The organism is Pseudomonas sp. MIS38 (assembly GCF_019891575.1).
GTDB classification, from domain to species: Bacteria; Pseudomonadota; Gammaproteobacteria; order Pseudomonadales; family Pseudomonadaceae; genus Aquipseudomonas; species Aquipseudomonas putida_A.
The window spans coordinates 61,396-76,185 of record NZ_JAFLXF010000019.1 but is presented as its reverse complement, the minus strand read 5'-3'; the positions used below and the strand labels follow the sequence as shown (position 1 = coordinate 76,185).

Annotated in this window: 15 protein-coding genes; 8 read left to right on the top strand and 7 right to left on the bottom strand. The window is 60.5% G+C overall.

Features of this window, described 5'->3' with window-relative positions; all coding sequences use genetic code 11:
- Positions 1 to 188: 188 nt before the first annotated feature.
- Positions 189 to 395: a hypothetical protein gene (locus J1G18_RS20510; protein ID WP_096796473.1), complete on the top strand. Its 207-nt coding sequence runs from the start codon at positions 189 to 191 to the stop codon at positions 393 to 395.
- Between the two features lie 45 nt (positions 396 to 440).
- Here the strand turns inward: J1G18_RS20510 and J1G18_RS20505 are convergent, their stop codons facing one another.
- A complete protein-coding gene (locus J1G18_RS20505) occupies positions 441 to 713 on the bottom strand; it encodes a hypothetical protein (protein WP_096796472.1) in 273 nt (90 codons plus the stop codon).
- A 315-nt stretch (positions 714 to 1,028) separates the two neighbouring features.
- On the opposite strand from J1G18_RS20505, the gene J1G18_RS20500 reads away from it, so the two are divergent.
- Together J1G18_RS20500 and J1G18_RS20495 are read left to right on the top strand one after the other, a co-directional pair.
- On the top strand, positions 1,029 to 2,108 hold the full coding sequence (locus J1G18_RS20500) for a hypothetical protein (protein ID WP_223008351.1): 1,080 nt from the start codon (positions 1,029 to 1,031) through the stop codon (positions 2,106 to 2,108).
- 2 nt (positions 2,109 to 2,110) lie between these two features.
- The gene (locus tag J1G18_RS20495) at positions 2,111 to 2,464 is read left to right on the top strand and encodes a DUF1428 domain-containing protein (protein ID WP_134786733.1); all 354 of its coding nucleotides are present in this window, start codon (positions 2,111 to 2,113) and stop codon (positions 2,462 to 2,464) included.
- A 118-nt stretch (positions 2,465 to 2,582) separates the two neighbouring features.
- On the opposite strand, the gene J1G18_RS20490 is transcribed toward J1G18_RS20495, so the two are convergent.
- Positions 2,583 to 2,777 carry a hypothetical protein gene (locus J1G18_RS20490; RefSeq protein WP_135296115.1) on the bottom strand — a complete coding sequence of 65 codons (195 nt, stop codon included), beginning with the start codon at positions 2,775 to 2,777 and terminating at the stop codon, positions 2,583 to 2,585.
- Positions 2,778 to 2,882: 105 nt separating this feature from the next.
- Between J1G18_RS20490 and thpR the strand changes: the two genes are divergently transcribed.
- Positions 2,883 to 3,422: an RNA 2',3'-cyclic phosphodiesterase gene (gene thpR / locus J1G18_RS20485; protein ID WP_223008350.1), complete on the top strand. Its 540-nt coding sequence runs from the start codon at positions 2,883 to 2,885 to the stop codon at positions 3,420 to 3,422.
- Between the two features lie 242 nt (positions 3,423 to 3,664).
- Here the strand turns inward: thpR and J1G18_RS20480 are convergent, their stop codons facing one another.
- From J1G18_RS20480 to J1G18_RS20460, 5 genes are all read right to left on the bottom strand, one after another.
- Positions 3,665 to 4,762 (bottom strand): polyamine ABC transporter substrate-binding protein, encoded by a 1,098-nt coding sequence (locus J1G18_RS20480; protein WP_027611685.1) that lies wholly within the window; start codon positions 4,760 to 4,762, stop codon positions 3,665 to 3,667.
- Positions 4,763 to 4,984: 222 nt separating this feature from the next.
- A complete protein-coding gene (locus J1G18_RS20475) occupies positions 4,985 to 5,857 on the bottom strand; it encodes an ABC transporter permease subunit (protein WP_103367711.1) in 873 nt (290 codons plus the stop codon).
- The gene (locus tag J1G18_RS20470) at positions 5,854 to 6,735 is read right to left on the bottom strand and encodes an ABC transporter permease subunit (protein ID WP_371260449.1); all 882 of its coding nucleotides are present in this window, start codon (positions 6,733 to 6,735) and stop codon (positions 5,854 to 5,856) included. Before J1G18_RS20470 ends, J1G18_RS20475 begins: the two co-directional genes overlap by 4 nt.
- Positions 6,736 to 6,764: 29 nt before the next feature.
- Positions 6,765 to 7,907 carry an ABC transporter ATP-binding protein gene (locus J1G18_RS20465; RefSeq protein ID WP_223008349.1) on the bottom strand — a complete coding sequence of 381 codons (1,143 nt, stop codon included), beginning with the start codon at positions 7,905 to 7,907 and terminating at the stop codon, positions 6,765 to 6,767.
- A 369-nt stretch (positions 7,908 to 8,276) separates the two neighbouring features.
- Entirely contained in the window at positions 8,277 to 9,038 is a 762-nt protein-coding gene (locus tag J1G18_RS20460; RefSeq protein WP_097088867.1) for a gamma-glutamyl-gamma-aminobutyrate hydrolase family protein, read from the bottom strand.
- 282 nt (positions 9,039 to 9,320) lie between these two features.
- Between J1G18_RS20460 and J1G18_RS20455 the strand changes: the two genes are divergently transcribed.
- The 4 genes from J1G18_RS20455 to J1G18_RS20440 all read left to right on the top strand — a co-directional run bounded on the left by J1G18_RS20455 (position 9,321) and on the right by J1G18_RS20440 (position 14,722).
- Complete coding sequence (locus J1G18_RS20455) at positions 9,321 to 10,697, top strand: glutamine synthetase family protein (RefSeq protein ID WP_027611689.1); 1,377 nt, start codon at positions 9,321 to 9,323, stop codon at positions 10,695 to 10,697.
- 257 nt (positions 10,698 to 10,954) lie between these two features.
- Positions 10,955 to 12,445, top strand: coding sequence for an aldehyde dehydrogenase (locus tag J1G18_RS20450; protein ID WP_223008348.1), 1,491 nt, complete (start codon positions 10,955 to 10,957; stop codon positions 12,443 to 12,445).
- A 51-nt stretch (positions 12,446 to 12,496) separates the two neighbouring features.
- The gene (locus J1G18_RS20445) at positions 12,497 to 13,780 is read left to right on the top strand and encodes an NAD(P)/FAD-dependent oxidoreductase (protein ID WP_134786729.1); all 1,284 of its coding nucleotides are present in this window, start codon (positions 12,497 to 12,499) and stop codon (positions 13,778 to 13,780) included.
- A gap of 393 nt (positions 13,781 to 14,173) precedes the next feature.
- On the top strand, positions 14,174 to 14,722 hold the full coding sequence (locus J1G18_RS20440) for a cupin domain-containing protein (RefSeq protein WP_095136571.1): 549 nt from the start codon (positions 14,174 to 14,176) through the stop codon (positions 14,720 to 14,722).
- Positions 14,723 to 14,790: the final 68 nt, after the last annotated feature.

Genomic DNA, 14,790 nt, shown 5'->3' with positions numbered 1-14,790 from the left:
TAAGCAGCAGTATAGGTGGCATTTCGCCGCTGCCCGGATGCTGGCGGCGGGCCGATCAACGGTCGTGGTCGGGCAGTGAATCAAAGTCCTTTTGTCCGGTCGTATCAGCGGCTGCGCGCACTGCGTCCTGAAGGCGCGGGCAGTGACAGCCGTTCCGTGGTCAAGACCTTGGTGTTAGGGAAGTTTGAATGAAGCGTGCAACAACCTTGCTGTTGACGATATCCGCCGCTGTTTTGCTGGCTGGCTGTGTGGCGGACTTTGATGATGATCATCGCCACGGACGACATTACGACCGTGATCACGGTCGCTACTACGACCATGACCGGCGTTGGGATGACCGCGACGATGGTCGTCGCGACGGGCGTCGTTACTATCGTGATCGCGACGATGACTGAGTAGAAATCAAAAGGGCGTTCCCGCAACGGGAACGCCCTCGTCGATTAAAAATGAGCGCTCGCCCGGACGCTGGAATGCGCAGGCGCGGTGGCCTCGAGATCCAGCAAATGGGTGGCGAGTATGTCGCTCAGAAAGCGGAACTGATCGTTGATGCCCACCACTTCATTGCTGAAATGATTGCTCGCGGCGGGCATCAGCACATCGTCGAAATCTTCGTTGAACAGCAGCGCCTGGGACTTGCGCGAGACGACTTGCTGGTCGTAGTAGTTGCTGCCGAACACCGGGAAGCTCACGGAGAGGGTGATGGTGCGAATCATGATGGGTACTCCTCGTTGCGTCTCGGATGGGTGAATCGTGCCTTCGCCGGGCGGCGGGCGGAAGGCAATCGTGGCGATGGTGAATATCGACGGCGTTGATGGTTGATGCTTCCCCCTGTGGGAGCGGGCTTGCTCGCGAAGGGGCCGGCACAGCCAACATCTTCATGGCTGACCCACCGCTTTCGCGAGCAAGCCCGCTCCCACAGGGGGAACGCATTTCAAAGTGAGAGCGCCCGTCCGGCCACAACCGACAAATGGCCCAATACCCGCACCTATACTCAAATCTGTTTTCCTCCATTCAAGGACTCCACCACCGTGAACCTGCGTGCGCTGAGCCTCGCCGCACTGTGTCTGCTGGCTGGCTGTGCCTCCTCGGCACGGGCTCCGGTGGCGCCGCGAGCAGTGGTGGTGTCCCCGGCGACCTGGCAGGAGATCGATCGCGACATCGTCAGCGCCTCGCAGCAATCCACCGAGCAAGTCAAAGTATTTGCCCGTGGCTCGATGGAACATTGGCGCACTCGCGTCTATCAGCAAACTGAAGAAAATTTCATTCCGTGGTTCAGCAGCTACTGGACCCAGGAATGGCTGTCGATGAAGGTCAGTTGGTACACCATCAGTGCCGGCGGCGAGCAGGATGCGTCGGCCAAGCGCCTGGCGAGCTATCTGCTTGAACAATATCAGGAAAGAGTGCTGGAACCGGTGGCGGTGGAGATCGATCCGGATGCGATCCTCGGGCAGGCCACGGCGTTCTACGCGCAACTGATGGCCCAGCAGATGCCGCTCATCGCCCAGCGTTACGGTGTGCCGGTGGCCCAGCTCAACGGGCGTCTGCAGAAAGTCCCGGCGATTGCCCTCGGCCCGCCGCCGGCGCGGGATGCGTCGCTGTATCAAATCATCAGCACCGAGCCGCTGAACACCTTGCCGGCGTATGCCGCGTTGATCGACAAGATCCACACCGAAGGCGGCAGCAAAGGCATCGCTTCGACCGACGCCGGCATGGCCCCCGTGGCCAAACGCGCCAGCCAGCGGATGGAGGCGGAAATGGCTCCGCGCGGGGCGGCCAGTGCGGTGGCGGCTGCGGCGGGCAAGTTGGTAGGCGGGGTGATCTCGATCGGTGTAGCGGGCATCCGCGCGATCATCCAGGCCAGTGATCGGCCCGACAGCGAAGCGCTGATTCGCAGCAGCCTGGGCAGCACGTTCGACAAGGCCTGGGCGAAACTGCTGCAGAACCCGACCACCGGGGTCATGGCCGGAACCCTGCATATCGCCGGGCAGGTCGAGGGCAACCTTGGCGGGGGCGAACAACCGTCGGTCGGGCAGGGCGTGAATCGTCTCGAATGGCAGCCGCCGCAATCGACTACCCGGCAGATCGAACCCAACGTGCAAGGAGAGTGATCATGGCTTACATCGATATTTTTGTAGCACCCGTGCCGAATGCCAATCGCGAACAGTACAAAAAACACTGTGAGATCGCCGCGAAACTGTTCAAGGAATACGGAGCGAAGGAGGTGGTTCAGTGCTGGGGCGATGACGTGCCGGACGGCAAAGTCACGTCATTCCCGATGGCGGTAAAACTCAAGGACGGCGAGACGGTGTCGTCCGGCTGGCTGATCTGGCCCGACAAAGCCACCCGCGATGCCGGCATGGCAAAGATGATGGACGACCCGCGCATGCAACCGGACGTCAACCCGATGGGGTTTGATGGGCAGCGGATGATCTTTGGGGGCTTCAAGAACCTTCTTGAATCCTGAAGACCAGCGCAAATCCATTGTGGGAGCGGGCTTGCTCGCGAAGGGGTCGGCACTGCCACTATCTTCATGGCTGACCCACCGCTTTCGCGAGCAAGCCCGCTCCCACAATGGCCTGTGGTCACTCTGGGGAGGGGGTTATCCGGCAGCTTTTGCGGTTGCGGATTTGCTCTTCCGTTGGCCGTTCGCGGACGAATTCGAAACGCGGTTCACCTTCGCTGTAATGCACTAGCCAGCCCCATTCCAGCTCGGTTTCATCCTGCCCTGGGCTGGGTGGCTGGGCCCACCACGGTTCTTTGCTGAGGATCTCGCGCATGGCGACCTCCGGTTCGATGGCAATCCTTGAACTATAGCCGGGTGTCGCCAGTCGTCAGAGGAGCCTGTGTAGAATCGGCTGATCGACGAGCGAAGGAGCAGGGCCATGACCGATGATGCGCGCAGGGATGAACCGTTCAAGCGACTGTTTTTTGCCCTCGACTGCCCGCCACCGCAACGCAAGGCCATTGCCCAGTGGCGCGGCGAGCTGGGGTTGCGCACCGGCAAAGCGGTGCCGGCGGATAACTTTCACCTGACGCTGCTGTTCCTCGGTGCCGTACCGCTGGCGCAGATCAATGAAGTGTGCGAAGCCGCTGGCAAGGTGCGCACGCCGGGTGAGCCGTTACGGATTGCGCTGGATCGTCTGCAGGTTTGGCATCGCGCCGGGATTCTGTCTTTGGCGCCGGAGCAGGCCCCGCCGGGTTTGTTGCGCCTGGTGTATGCGCTGGAGCAGGCGATGCTGCCGTTCGGCTTTGAAGAATCACCACGCGAGTTTCGCCCGCACCTGACCCTGGCCCGTGACTATCGAACAGAGGCGCCGGAGGCCACTACGCCGCCGGAGTTTTTCCTGCGCGCCGAGCGCTTTGCCTTGTTCGAATCGCACAAGGGTCGCTATCGAATCCTGCAGGATTGGCCATTGAATTGAGCGCAGAAAAAAAGGCGCCCGAGGGCGCCTGAAATTCACCTGAGCCGAGGGAGCCAGGTGAGGCCGTTCATTGCAGGGTGCAGCGGTGGTAAGGCGCTGCGTGAACGGGAAACCGTAAACTTTCAAGCTGACACCTATCTCCTGTGGGAGTGGGCTTGCTCACGAAGGCGTCAGGTCAGTCAATTCATCTGTGCCTGACACTGCGCTTTCGCGAGCAAGCCCGCTCCCACAGGGTTATTCGGTTATTTACCGAGCTTCACCCGGGTCCAGCCGCGGGTCATGATCCGCTGGGTGGCAATCGGCTGATCCGGCACCGCATACAACGTCGCCATTACCGCCTGCGATGGATACGAACCCGGATCGTTGCGGATCGCTTCGTCCACCAGTGGCGTCGCCGCCGAGTTGGCGTTGCTGTAGCCGTTGCTGTTGGTGATCTCGGCGATGATATCCGGGCGCATCAGGAAGTTCATGAACAGGTAGGCGTTCTCGACGTTCGCCGCATCGCGCGGGATCGCGACCATGTCGTAGAAACTGCCGGCGCCTTCCTTCGGAATGCTGTAATCGATCTGCACTTTGTTGCCGGCTTCCACCGCACGGGCCTTGGCCTGCAGCACGTCACCGGAGTAACCGACCGCCACGCAGATATTGCCGTTGGCCAGGTCCGAGATGTACTTCGAGGAATGGAAGTACGCCACGTACGGGCGGATCTTCATGAACAGTGCTTCGGCTTCGAGGATGTGCGCCTTGTCCTTGTCGTTCACCGGGTAGCCCAGATAGTGCAGGGCGGCCGGGATCATTTCGGTCGGCGAATCGAGGAAGCTGATGCCGCAGGCTTTCAGCTTCTCGGCGTTTTCCGGCTTGAACAGCAAGTCCCAGGAGTTGGTCGGGGCCTTGGCGCCGAGCACTTCCTTGACCTTGTCCGGGTTGTAGCCGATGCCGATCGAGCCCCACATGTACGGGAACGCGTGAGCGTTGTCCGGATCACTGGCGGAGGCGTTTTTCAGCAGCACCGGGTTGAGATTTTTCCAGTTCGACAGCTTCGATTTGTCCAGTGGCTGATAGACCCCGGCCTTGATCTGCTTGGCCAGGAAACTGTTGGACGGCACGACGATGTCGTAACCGGATTTGCCCGCCAGCAAACGCGCCTCGAGGGTCTCGTTGCTGTCGAACACGTCGTAGGTCACCTGGATGCCGGTCTCGTCTTCGAACTTCTTGACGGTGTCCGGCGCGATGTAATCGGACCAGTTGTAAACACGCAGCACCTTGTCGTTGGCCTGGACGCCCGTGGCGATTGCGCCCATTAAGGACAGTGTCAGCAGAGTCCTGCCAAACATTTTCATCGGTGAAACTCCATTCTTTTTATTCAAAAACACAAACCGGGTGTACGTAAAACCTGTGGCGAGGGAGCTTGCTGTGGTGAGGGGATTTATCCCCGATGGGTCGCGAAGCGGCCCCAAGCCAGGCACTTGCGGTGTAACAGGGACACCGCATGCAATGGTTTGGCGACTGCTTCGCAGCCGATCGGGGATGAATCCCCTCACCACAGTGTTCATCGGTGTTGCTTAGGCGGTGGCTGCGCGCTGAGGCTGCCACGCCTCATTCGCCGTCTGATCCATCGCTTCCTGAATCGCCTTCTTGCGGTTGGCTTCTGCCTTGCGGCCGAAGTACCAGACCAGGAAGGTCACCAGCGACACCGCGAGCAGAATCAGGCTGGCCACGGCGTTGATCTCAGGCTTCACGCCCAAACGCACCGCCGAGAACACTTCCATCGGCAGCGTGGTCGAACCCGGGCCGGAGACGAAGCTCGCCAGCACCAGGTCATCCAGCGACAGGGCGAACGACATCATTCCGCCCGCTGCCAGCGACGGCGCGATCATTGGAATGGTGATCAGGAAAAACACCTTGAACGGCTTGGCCCCCAGATCCATCGCAGCTTCTTCGATCGACAGATCCAGCTCACGCAAGCGGGCGGAGACTACCACCGCCACATAGGCGGCACAAAACGTGGTGTGGGCGATCCAGATCGTGACGATGCCACGCTCCTGTGGCCAGCCGATCAGTTGCGCCATCGCCACGAACAGCAGCAACAGCGACAGACCGGTGATCACCTCAGGCATTACCAGTGGCGCCGTCACCAGACCGCCAAACAGCGTGCGACCCTTGAAGCGCGTCACTCGCGTCAGGACGAAGGCGGCGAGGGTGCCCAGTGCGACGGCGGCAATCGCGGTGTAGCAGGCGATTTCCAGCGAGCGCACCACCGAGCCCATCAGTTGCGTGTTGTCGAGCAGGCCGACGTACCACTTCACTGACCAGCCTCCCCATACCGTCACCAGTTTCGAGGCGTTGAACGAGTAGATCACCAGAATCAGCATCGGCAGATAAATGAACATCAGGCCGAAGATCAACATGAACTTGGAAAAACCGAAGCGTTTCATCCCCGTGCCTCCATCTCTTTGGCCTGGCTGCGGTTGAACAGCAGAATCGGCACAATCAGGATCAACAGCATCACCACCGCCAGCGCAGACGCCACCGGCCAGTCGCGGTTATTGAAGAACTCTTGCCACAGCACGCGACCGATCATCAGCGTCTCCGGGCCACCCAGCAGTTCCGGAATCACGAACTCGCCGACCACTGGAATGAACACCAGCATGCAACCGGCGATGATGCCGTTCTTGGCCAGCGGCACGGTGATTTTCCAGAAGTTGTTGAAGTTGCTCGAACCTAGATCCGACGCGGCTTCCAGCAGGCTGCCGTCGTGTTTCACCAGGTTGGCGTACAGCGGCAACACCATGAATGGCAGGTACGCATAGACCACGCCGATATACACCGCGGTGTTGGTGTTGAGGATCTCGATCGGGTGATCGGTGAGCCCGGTCCACATCAGAAATGCATTGAGCAGACCGTTGTTGCTGAGGATGCCCATCCACGCATACACGCGGATCAGGATCGCGGTCCAGGTCGGCATCATGATCAACAGCAGCAGGACGTTTTGCGCTTCCTTGCTCGCCTTGGTGATTGCGTAGGCCATCGGGAAACCGATCACCAGGCACATCATCGTGCTCAGCGCCGCGACCTTCAGCGAACCGAGGTAGGCCGACAGGTACAGCTCGTCTTCGCCGAGCATGGTGTAGTTGCCGATGTTGAGCATCAGCTGGAATTTCTGTTCGGCGTAGGTGTAGATCTCCGAGTACGGCGGGATCGACAGCGCAGCCTCCGAGAAGCTGATCTTCATCACCAGGAAGAACGGCAGCATGAAGAACAGGAACAGCCAGATGAACGGGATGCCGATGACGAACTTTCGCCCGCTGGGCACCAGGCGCAGGAATTGCTGATTGAAGGTTCTCATGAGCGCAGTACCACGCCGCTGTCGTCTTCCCACCACACGTAGACCTTGTCGTCCCAGGTCGGACGCGCGCCACGGCGTTCGGCGTTGGCCATGAACAACTGGACGATCTTGCCGCCGGGCAGTTCGACGTAGAACACCGAGTGGCCGCCGAGGTAGGCGATGTCATGCACCTTGCCTTCGGACCAGTTGTAGCGGGTCTCTGGCTTGAGCGTGCTGACGAGCATTTTTTCCGGGCGGATCGCGTAGGTGATCGACTTGTCTTGCACCGAAGTGCTGACGCCGTGGCCGACGTAGATCTTCTGCTGCAGGTCCGGGCTGTGGATGATCGCGTGACCTTCAAGGTCTTCCACCACGGTGCCGTCGAAGGCGTTCACGTTGCCGATGAATTCGCAGACCATGCGGCTGACCGGTGCTTCATAGATGTCGACCGGGCTGCCGATCTGGGCGATCCAGCCCAGGTGCATGATCGCGATGCGCTCGGCCATGGTCATGGCCTCTTCCTGGTCGTGGGTCACCATCACGCAGGTCACGCCGACGCGCTCGATGATCTCGACCAGTTCCAGTTGCATCTGCGAACGCAGTTTTTTATCCAGGGCGCCCATCGGTTCGTCGAGCAGCAACAGCTTCGGACGTTTCGCCAGGGAGCGGGCGAGGGCCACGCGCTGGCGCTGACCACCGGACAACTGATGGGGTTTGCGTTTGGCGTATTGGGTCATGTGCACCAGGCGCAGCATCTCTTCGACGCGGGCGTCGATTTCGCTGGCTGGCAAACGGTCCTGCTTGAGGCCGAAGGCGATGTTCTGCGCCACAGTCATGTGCGGGAACAGCGCGTAGGACTGGAACATCATGTTGATCGGCCGCTCGTACGGCGGCATGTCGGTGATGTCCACACCGTCGAGCAGAATCCGCCCTTCGGTCGGCCGCTCGAAACCGGCGAGCATGCGCAGCAGGGTCGATTTGCCCGAGCCGGAGCCACCGAGCAGGGCGAAGATTTCGCCCTGATGGATCTCCAGGGACACATCGTCCACTGCCGTGGTTTCGTCGAACTTCTTGGTGACACGATCGACTTTCACCAGAACCTTTTTCGGTTGCTGGTGGCCTTCAAGTGCCTTCCGGTAAGTGCTGGAGGCGTTTGCCATGTGAAACTCCCAACAGGTTTCGTTCGCTCGGCCAACGTGGCCGGGCTTAAGTGGATTGCAAGCCTGCAGGTGCATTTCCGGTTGGATCACATCCCCCTGTGGGAGCGAGCTTGCTCGCGAAGACGTCGTGTCAGCCGACATCGTTGTTACCTGACACACCGCTTTCGCGAGCAAGCTCGCTCCCACAGGGTTTTGCGTTGTCCTGACGGGCACTGCTCCTACGATCCGGCTTGTTCGGCGCCGCCGTCCTGGCTGCCTGGGTCGTACTTGTTGTTATTACGGTTTGTTGTTTTCACGGATGACGGATGCGCACACGCGCAACCGCCGACCCCGTGGGGGCAGTAAACAGTTTTGAAATCCTGGGTTGAGTCAGCGCTGGTTGCGTCGCGCTGCCCGTTGCCGGCAGGCCGCGCCGAATGCCTGGAAAATCTTCAGGTAGTTCGGGTTGTCCAGCACCTGCCATTCCGGGTGCCATTGCACGCCGAGGGCGAAGGTCGGGCTGTGCTCGACCGAGATCGCCTCGATCAGGCCATCCGGCGCCACCGCTTCGGCACGCAGGCCGGGCGCGAGGCGGTCGATGCCCTGACTGTGAATCGAGTTGACCTGGAACTCGCCCGGCAACGCCAGCGCTTCGAACACGCCGCCCGCCAACACGCTCACGGCATGCGCCGGTGCGTATTGCACGGCCACGTCCGGGCTGTCGGCTTCACGGTGATCGAGCATGCCCGGCAGCTCGTGCACCTTTTGGTGCAGGCTGCCACCGAAGGCCACGTTCATTTCCTGGAAGCCACGGCAAATGCCGAGCACCGGAACGCCCGCCGCAATGGCTGCACGCAATAAAGGAAGGGTAGTGGCGTCCCGCGCCGGATCGTGATCCGTACCGGGTTCGCTGGCCGGGCCTTGATAGTGGAAGGGCTCCACGTTCGAGGGTGAGCCGGTCAGCAACAGACCGTCGAGCTGACCGAGCAGGTCTTCGATTTCAGTCAGTTTGCCAAGGGAAGGAATGACCACTGGAAGACCCTGAGCGCCAACGCTGACAGCACGTACGTACTTGTCGCCGCTGATGTGATAGGGGTGCAGGCCAATCTGTTTGACGCACGCAGTAACGCCGATCAATGGCTTGAATGCCATTTTTATTCACCTCGAAGTTTGACACTTGAACGAGCTTTTCCGGAGCTTAGCCTCGTTGATTTTAATTAACAACTGCCATGTAAAAAATTCTAAACGCCGTTCATCCAATCTTCATGATTCCAGGCCTTGCGGCGCCTGCATTGGCACGTGAGTGTTAAAAAAAGCCCGAAAAATAAACGCTGAGCGGCTAGGTGTTCGCTATTGACTTCACTTTGCCTTTCGGATTGACTGGCTCGGCGAAACAGCGGTGAACATAATAATTAACAGCTAAATAGGTGCATCATGTCGGTCCCTCTGCGTGCCGTTCAACTCAACGAAGCAAACGCATTCCTTAAGAAACATCCTGAGGTTTTGTACGTCGACCTTCTGATTGCAGACATGAACGGTGTGGTGCGCGGCAAGCGCATCGAGCGCACCAGTCTTCACAAGGTTTACGAGAAAGGCATCAACCTGCCGGCCTCGCTCTTCGCCCTCGACATCAATGGCTCCACCGTGGAAAGCACCGGCCTGGGCCTGGACATCGGCGACGCCGACCGCATCTGCTACCCGATCCCGGGCACCCTGAGCATCGAGCCGTGGCAGAAGCGCCCAACCGCACAGTTGCTGATGACCATGCACGAGATCGAGGGCGAGCCGTTCTTCGCCGACCCGCGTGAAGTGCTGGCCAACGTGGTGCGCAAGTTCGATGAACTGGGCCTGACCATCTGCGCCGCGTTCGAACTGGAGTTCTACCTGATCGACCAGGACAACGTGAACGGCCGTCCGCAGTCGCCACGTTCGCCGGTCTCCGGCAAGCGCCCGGTGTCGACTCAGGTGTATCTGATCGACGACCTCGACGAATACGTCGACTGCCTCCAGGACATTCTGGAAGGCGCGAAAGAGCAGGGCATTCCGGCTGACGCCATCGTCAAGGAAAGCGCCCCGGCGCAATTCGAAGTCAACCTGCATCACGTCTCCGACCCGATCAAGGCCTGCGACTACGCGGTGTTGCTCAAGCGTCTGGTGAAGAACATCGCCTATGACCACGAGATGGACACCACCTTCATGGCCAAGCCGTATCCGGGCCAGGCGGGCAACGGTCTGCACGTGCACATTTCGATCCTGGACAAAGAAGGCAACAACATCTTCGCCAGCGAGGATCCCGAGCAGAACGCCGCGCTGCGACACGCGATCGGCGGTGTGCTGGAGACCCTGCCTGCGCAAATGGCGTTCCTGTGCCCGAACGTCAACTCGTACCGCCGCTTCGGCGCGCAGTTCTACGTGCCGAACTCGCCGAGCTGGGGCATCGACAACCGCACCGTTGCGGTACGTGTACCGACCGGTTCGGCTGACGCCGTGCGCATCGAACATCGCGTGGCCGGTGCCGACGCCAACCCGTACCTGCTGATGGCTTCGGTACTGGCCGGCATTCACCACGGCCTGACCAACCAGATCGAGCCGGGCGCGCCGGTTGAAGGCAACAGCTACGAGCAGAACGAACAGAGCCTGCCGAACAACCTGCGCGACGCACTGCGCGAGCTGGACGACAGCGAAGTCATGGCCAAGTACATCGACCCGATGTACATCGACGTGTTCGTCGCGTGCAAGGAAAGCGAGCTGGCCGAGTTCGAGAACTCGATTTCCGACCTTGAGTACAACTGGTATCTGCATACGGTGTGATGGTTTCGGCCCTCAAAAGCCAAGAGCCCCTCACCCTAACCCTCTCCCGGAGGGAGAGGGGACAGACCGGGGATGCTTGGGAAATCCTGCGACCTGAACCTGCTTTACCGAATCCATAATCGACTCGGTCATTCAGGTCGGCGCAACTCCCGAGACAACTCGGTCGGTCCCCTCTACCTCTGGGAGAGGGCTAGGGTGAGGGCAGCTATCTCAAGCCAGACACGACACCCCCAATTCCCCCTTGTCGAGCCACAACAATGACAACCACACGCAACGACTGGGAACAACGCTTCCAGTCCCTGACCATCGAATCCCGCGCGTTCATCAACGGTGAATATCGCCCGGCGATCAGCGGCGCCACCTTCGAATGCCTGAGCCCCGTCGACGGCCGTTTTCTCGCCTCCGTGGCCAGCACCGATGAAGCCGACGCCAACCTCGCCGTCGAAGTCGCGCGCCAATCGTTCAACTCCGGCGTGTGGGCCAACAAAGCCCCGGCCGAGCGCAAACGCATCCTGATCCGCTTCGCCGATCTGATCCTGCAACACCAGGAAGAACTGGCGCTGCTGGAAACCCTCGACATGGGTAAACCGATCAGCGACTCGATGAGCATCGACATCCCGGCGACCGCCAACGCGATCCGCTGGAGCGCCGAAGCCATCGACAAGATCTACGACGAAGTCGCCGCCACCCCGCACGATCAACTGGGTCTGGTGACCCGCGAGCCATCCGGCGTAGTCGCCGCGATCGTGCCGTGGAACTTCCCGCTGATCATGGCCAGCTGGAAATTCGCCCCGGCCCTGGCCGCGGGCAACTCGTTCATTCTCAAGCCTTCGGAAAAGTCGCCACTGACCGCGATCCGCATCGCGCAACTGGCACTGGACGCGGGCATCCCGAAAGGCGTGTTTAACGTGTTGCCGGGCTTCGGCCACACCGTCGGCAAGGCGCTGGCGCTGCACATGGACGTCGACGTGCTGGCCTTCACCGGCTCCACGGCGATTGCCAAACAACTGATGATTTATGCCGGCCAGAGCAACATGAAACGCGTCTGGCTCGAAGCCGGTGGCAAGAGCCCGAACGTGGTGTTTGCCGACGCTCCGGACTTGCGCGCGGCCGCCCAGGCTGCGGCCGGTGCGATCGCCTTCAACCAGGGCGAAGTGTGCACTGCCGGTTCGCGCCTGTTGGTCGAGCGTTCGATCCGCGAGCAATTCATCCCGCTGCTGGTGGAAGCGCTGCAAGCGTGGAAACCGGGGCACGCACTGGATCCTGCGACCACCGTCGGCGCGGTGGTTGATCAGCGTCAACTGGACAACGTGCTGCGCTACATCAGCATCGGTCGCGAGCAGGGCGCCGAGTTGATCGCCGGCGGCCAGCGCGCCCTCGAAGAAACCGGTGGCCTCTACGTGCAACCGGCGATCTTCGACGGCGTGACCAACGCCATGACCATCGCCCGCGAAGAAATCTTCGGCCCGGTGCTGTCACTGATCACCTTCGACACCGTTGAAGAAGCGCTGCAGATCGCCAACGACAGCATCTTCGGTCTCGCCGCCGGCGTCTGGACCAGCAACCTGAGCAAGGCGCACACCTTCGCCCGTGGCCTGCGCGCCGGCAGCGTCTGGGTCAATCAGTACGACGGCGGCGACATGACCGCGCCGTTCGGTGGCTTCAAACAGTCGGGCAACGGTCGCGACAAATCGCTGCACGCGTTCGACAAGTACACCGAGCTGAAAGCGACCTGGATCAAGCTCTAACTCTTTTACAACGGTGGTCGCTCCTAAGGGCGACCCTCGGAGAACAATAAAATGAAGCAACAACACGTCAACAGCTACTACGCCGCCACCCGCAACGAAGTCATCGACTTCCCGATTCTTGAAGAGTCGGTCGAGTGCGATGTCTGCATCATCGGCGCCGGCTACACCGGCCTGTCCTCGGCGCTGTTTCTGAGCGAGGCCGGTTATAAAGTCACGGTGCTGGAAGCGGCGAAAGTCGGCTACGGCGCCAGCGGTCGCAATGGCGGGCAACTGGTCAACTCCTACAGTCGCGACGTCGATGTGATCGAAGAACGCTACGGCGACAAGACGGCGGAAATCCTCGGCAGCATGATCTTCGAAGGCGCCGATATCATCCGTTCGCGGATCAAGGAATACGACATCAAATGCGACTACCGCCCGGGCGGGATCTTCGCGGCGATGAACAAGAAACAACTCAACGGCCTGGCCGAGCAGAAGCGCAGCTGGGAACGTTACGGCAACAAGAACCTGAAGATGCTCGACGCTGCCGACATCCGTCGCGAAATCGGCTCTGACGCCTACGTTGGCGGCCTGCTGGATCTGCAGGGCGGCCACGTGCATCCGCTGAACCTGGCCCTCGGTGAAGCCGCGGCCATCGTGCGTCTGGGCGGCAAAATCTACGAGCAGTCGGCAGCCGTGGAGATCAAGTACGGCGAGCCGAACGTCGTGCGTACTGCCAAAGGCCAGGTGCGCGCCAAGTACCTGCTGATCGCCGGCAACGCCTATCTGCCGCAAGGTCTGGACAACCGCGTGACCGCGAAAAGCATGCCGTGCGGCTCGCAGATCGTCGTCACCGAACCGCTGACCGAGAAGCAGGCGCGCAGCCTGATCACCAACAACTATTGCGTCGAAGACTGCAACTACCTGCTGGATTACTACCGCCTGACGGCCGATAACCGTCTGCTGTACGGCGGCGGCGTGGTCTACGGCGCCCGGGAACCGGACGACATCGAACAGCTGATCCGCCCGAAGATCCTCAAGACCTTCCCGCAGCTCAAGGACGTGAAAATCGACTACCGCTGGACCGGCAACTTCCTGCTGACCATGTCACGCATGCCGCAATTCGGCCGCATCGAGAAAAACGCCTACTACATGCAGGGCTACAGCGGTCACGGCGTCACCTGTTCGCACCTGGCCGGCAAACTGATTTCGGAAATGATCCGTGGCGACGCCGAACGCTTCGACGCCTTCGCCTCACTGCCGCACATGCCAATGATCGGCGGCCGCACCTTCTCCGCCCCGTTGACCGCCCTCGGCGCCGTCTACTACTCGCTGCGCGACCGCTTCGGCATCTAAGTTACCTCCCCGGCGGCGGTCCCCAAGACCCCGCCGGTTTTTAATACTGTAGCAACACCGCCGATGGCGGCCTGACAACCGCTACCAAGCTAAATGACACAAAACAGATCCAACTGTGGGAGCGGGCTTGCTCGCGAAGGGGCCAGTTCAGCCAACGCACATGTTGTCTGACACAGCGCTTTCGCGAGCAAGCCCGCTCCCACAGTTGCCGTATTACCAAGGCCAGAAGGACTTTTACCGCACCGTCCATCGAACCTGCTGAGCAACACCGGCAAACGTGATTTAATAGCCGCCTTTCACGGTTCCGGGACACGGGAGCAACGTGATCCGCGCCTTGCGCGGCACCCGCCACCCACCCCCATTGCCCTTAAGTACTACTCACATAAGGCTGTCATGGATACGGGTTCTCGACTCAAACTAGTACGCGAAAGCTACAAACTCTCCCAGCGCGAGCTGGCCCGGCGTAGCGGCGTGACCAATGCCACCATCTCCCTGATCGAACAGAATCGCGTCAGCCCCTCCGTCAGCTCGCTGAAAAAGCTGCTCGAAGGCATCCCGATGTCCCTGGCCGACTTCTTCACCTTCGACCAGCCCCCGCGCGAACACCAATACGTCTTCCGCGCCAACGAACAACCCGATCTGGGTCGCCACGGCCTGCGCCTGCTGCTGATCGGCGCCTCGGTGCCGAGCCGCCAGATGCGCTTGCTGCGTGAACAGTACGCTCCGGGCGCGAGTTCGGGGGAAGAGCCGATTGTTCACTCGGAAGGCGAGGAGTGTGGGTTGGTGACGCGTGGCACGGTGGAGTTGACCGTGGATGGGCAGGTGAGCGTGTTGAATGCCGGGGATGGGTATTATTTTCCTACGACGTTGCCGCATAAGTTTCGGAATATCGGGGCGGATGAGGCAGAGATAATTAGTGCGAATACGCCGGCGAATTTTTGAATAGAACCTATTCAATTTTCGGTGCGCTCATCCAAGAAACCGCAGAAATGCGGTTTTTTTGTCCCTCT

What these genes read in the sequence shown, in the direction of transcription:
- J1G18_RS20475 (WP_103367711.1), bottom strand. Translation starts at nt 5,857, where the DNA reads ATGAAACGCTTCGGTTTTTCCAAGTTCATGTTGATCTTCGGCCTGATG.
- J1G18_RS20510 (WP_096796473.1), top strand. Translation starts at nt 189, where the DNA reads ATGAAGCGTGCAACAACCTTGCTGTTGACGATATCCGCCGCTGTTTTG.
- J1G18_RS20495 (WP_134786733.1), top strand. Translation starts at nt 2,111, where the DNA reads ATGGCTTACATCGATATTTTTGTAGCACCCGTGCCGAATGCCAATCGC.
- J1G18_RS20460 (WP_097088867.1), bottom strand. Translation starts at nt 9,038, where the DNA reads ATGGCATTCAAGCCATTGATCGGCGTTACTGCGTGCGTCAAACAGATT.
- J1G18_RS20465 (WP_223008349.1), bottom strand. Translation starts at nt 7,907, where the DNA reads ATGGCAAACGCCTCCAGCACTTACCGGAAGGCACTTGAAGGCCACCAG.
- J1G18_RS20480 (WP_027611685.1), bottom strand. Translation starts at nt 4,762, where the DNA reads ATGAAAATGTTTGGCAGGACTCTGCTGACACTGTCCTTAATGGGCGCA.
- J1G18_RS20455 (WP_027611689.1), top strand. Translation starts at nt 9,321, where the DNA reads ATGTCGGTCCCTCTGCGTGCCGTTCAACTCAACGAAGCAAACGCATTC.
- J1G18_RS20450 (WP_223008348.1), top strand. Translation starts at nt 10,955, where the DNA reads ATGACAACCACACGCAACGACTGGGAACAACGCTTCCAGTCCCTGACC.
- J1G18_RS20490 (WP_135296115.1), bottom strand. Translation starts at nt 2,777, where the DNA reads ATGCGCGAGATCCTCAGCAAAGAACCGTGGTGGGCCCAGCCACCCAGC.
- thpR (WP_223008350.1), top strand. Translation starts at nt 2,883, where the DNA reads ATGACCGATGATGCGCGCAGGGATGAACCGTTCAAGCGACTGTTTTTT.
- J1G18_RS20505 (WP_096796472.1), bottom strand. Translation starts at nt 713, where the DNA reads ATGATTCGCACCATCACCCTCTCCGTGAGCTTCCCGGTGTTCGGCAGC.
- J1G18_RS20445 (WP_134786729.1), top strand. Translation starts at nt 12,497, where the DNA reads ATGAAGCAACAACACGTCAACAGCTACTACGCCGCCACCCGCAACGAA.
- J1G18_RS20440 (WP_095136571.1), top strand. Translation starts at nt 14,174, where the DNA reads ATGGATACGGGTTCTCGACTCAAACTAGTACGCGAAAGCTACAAACTC.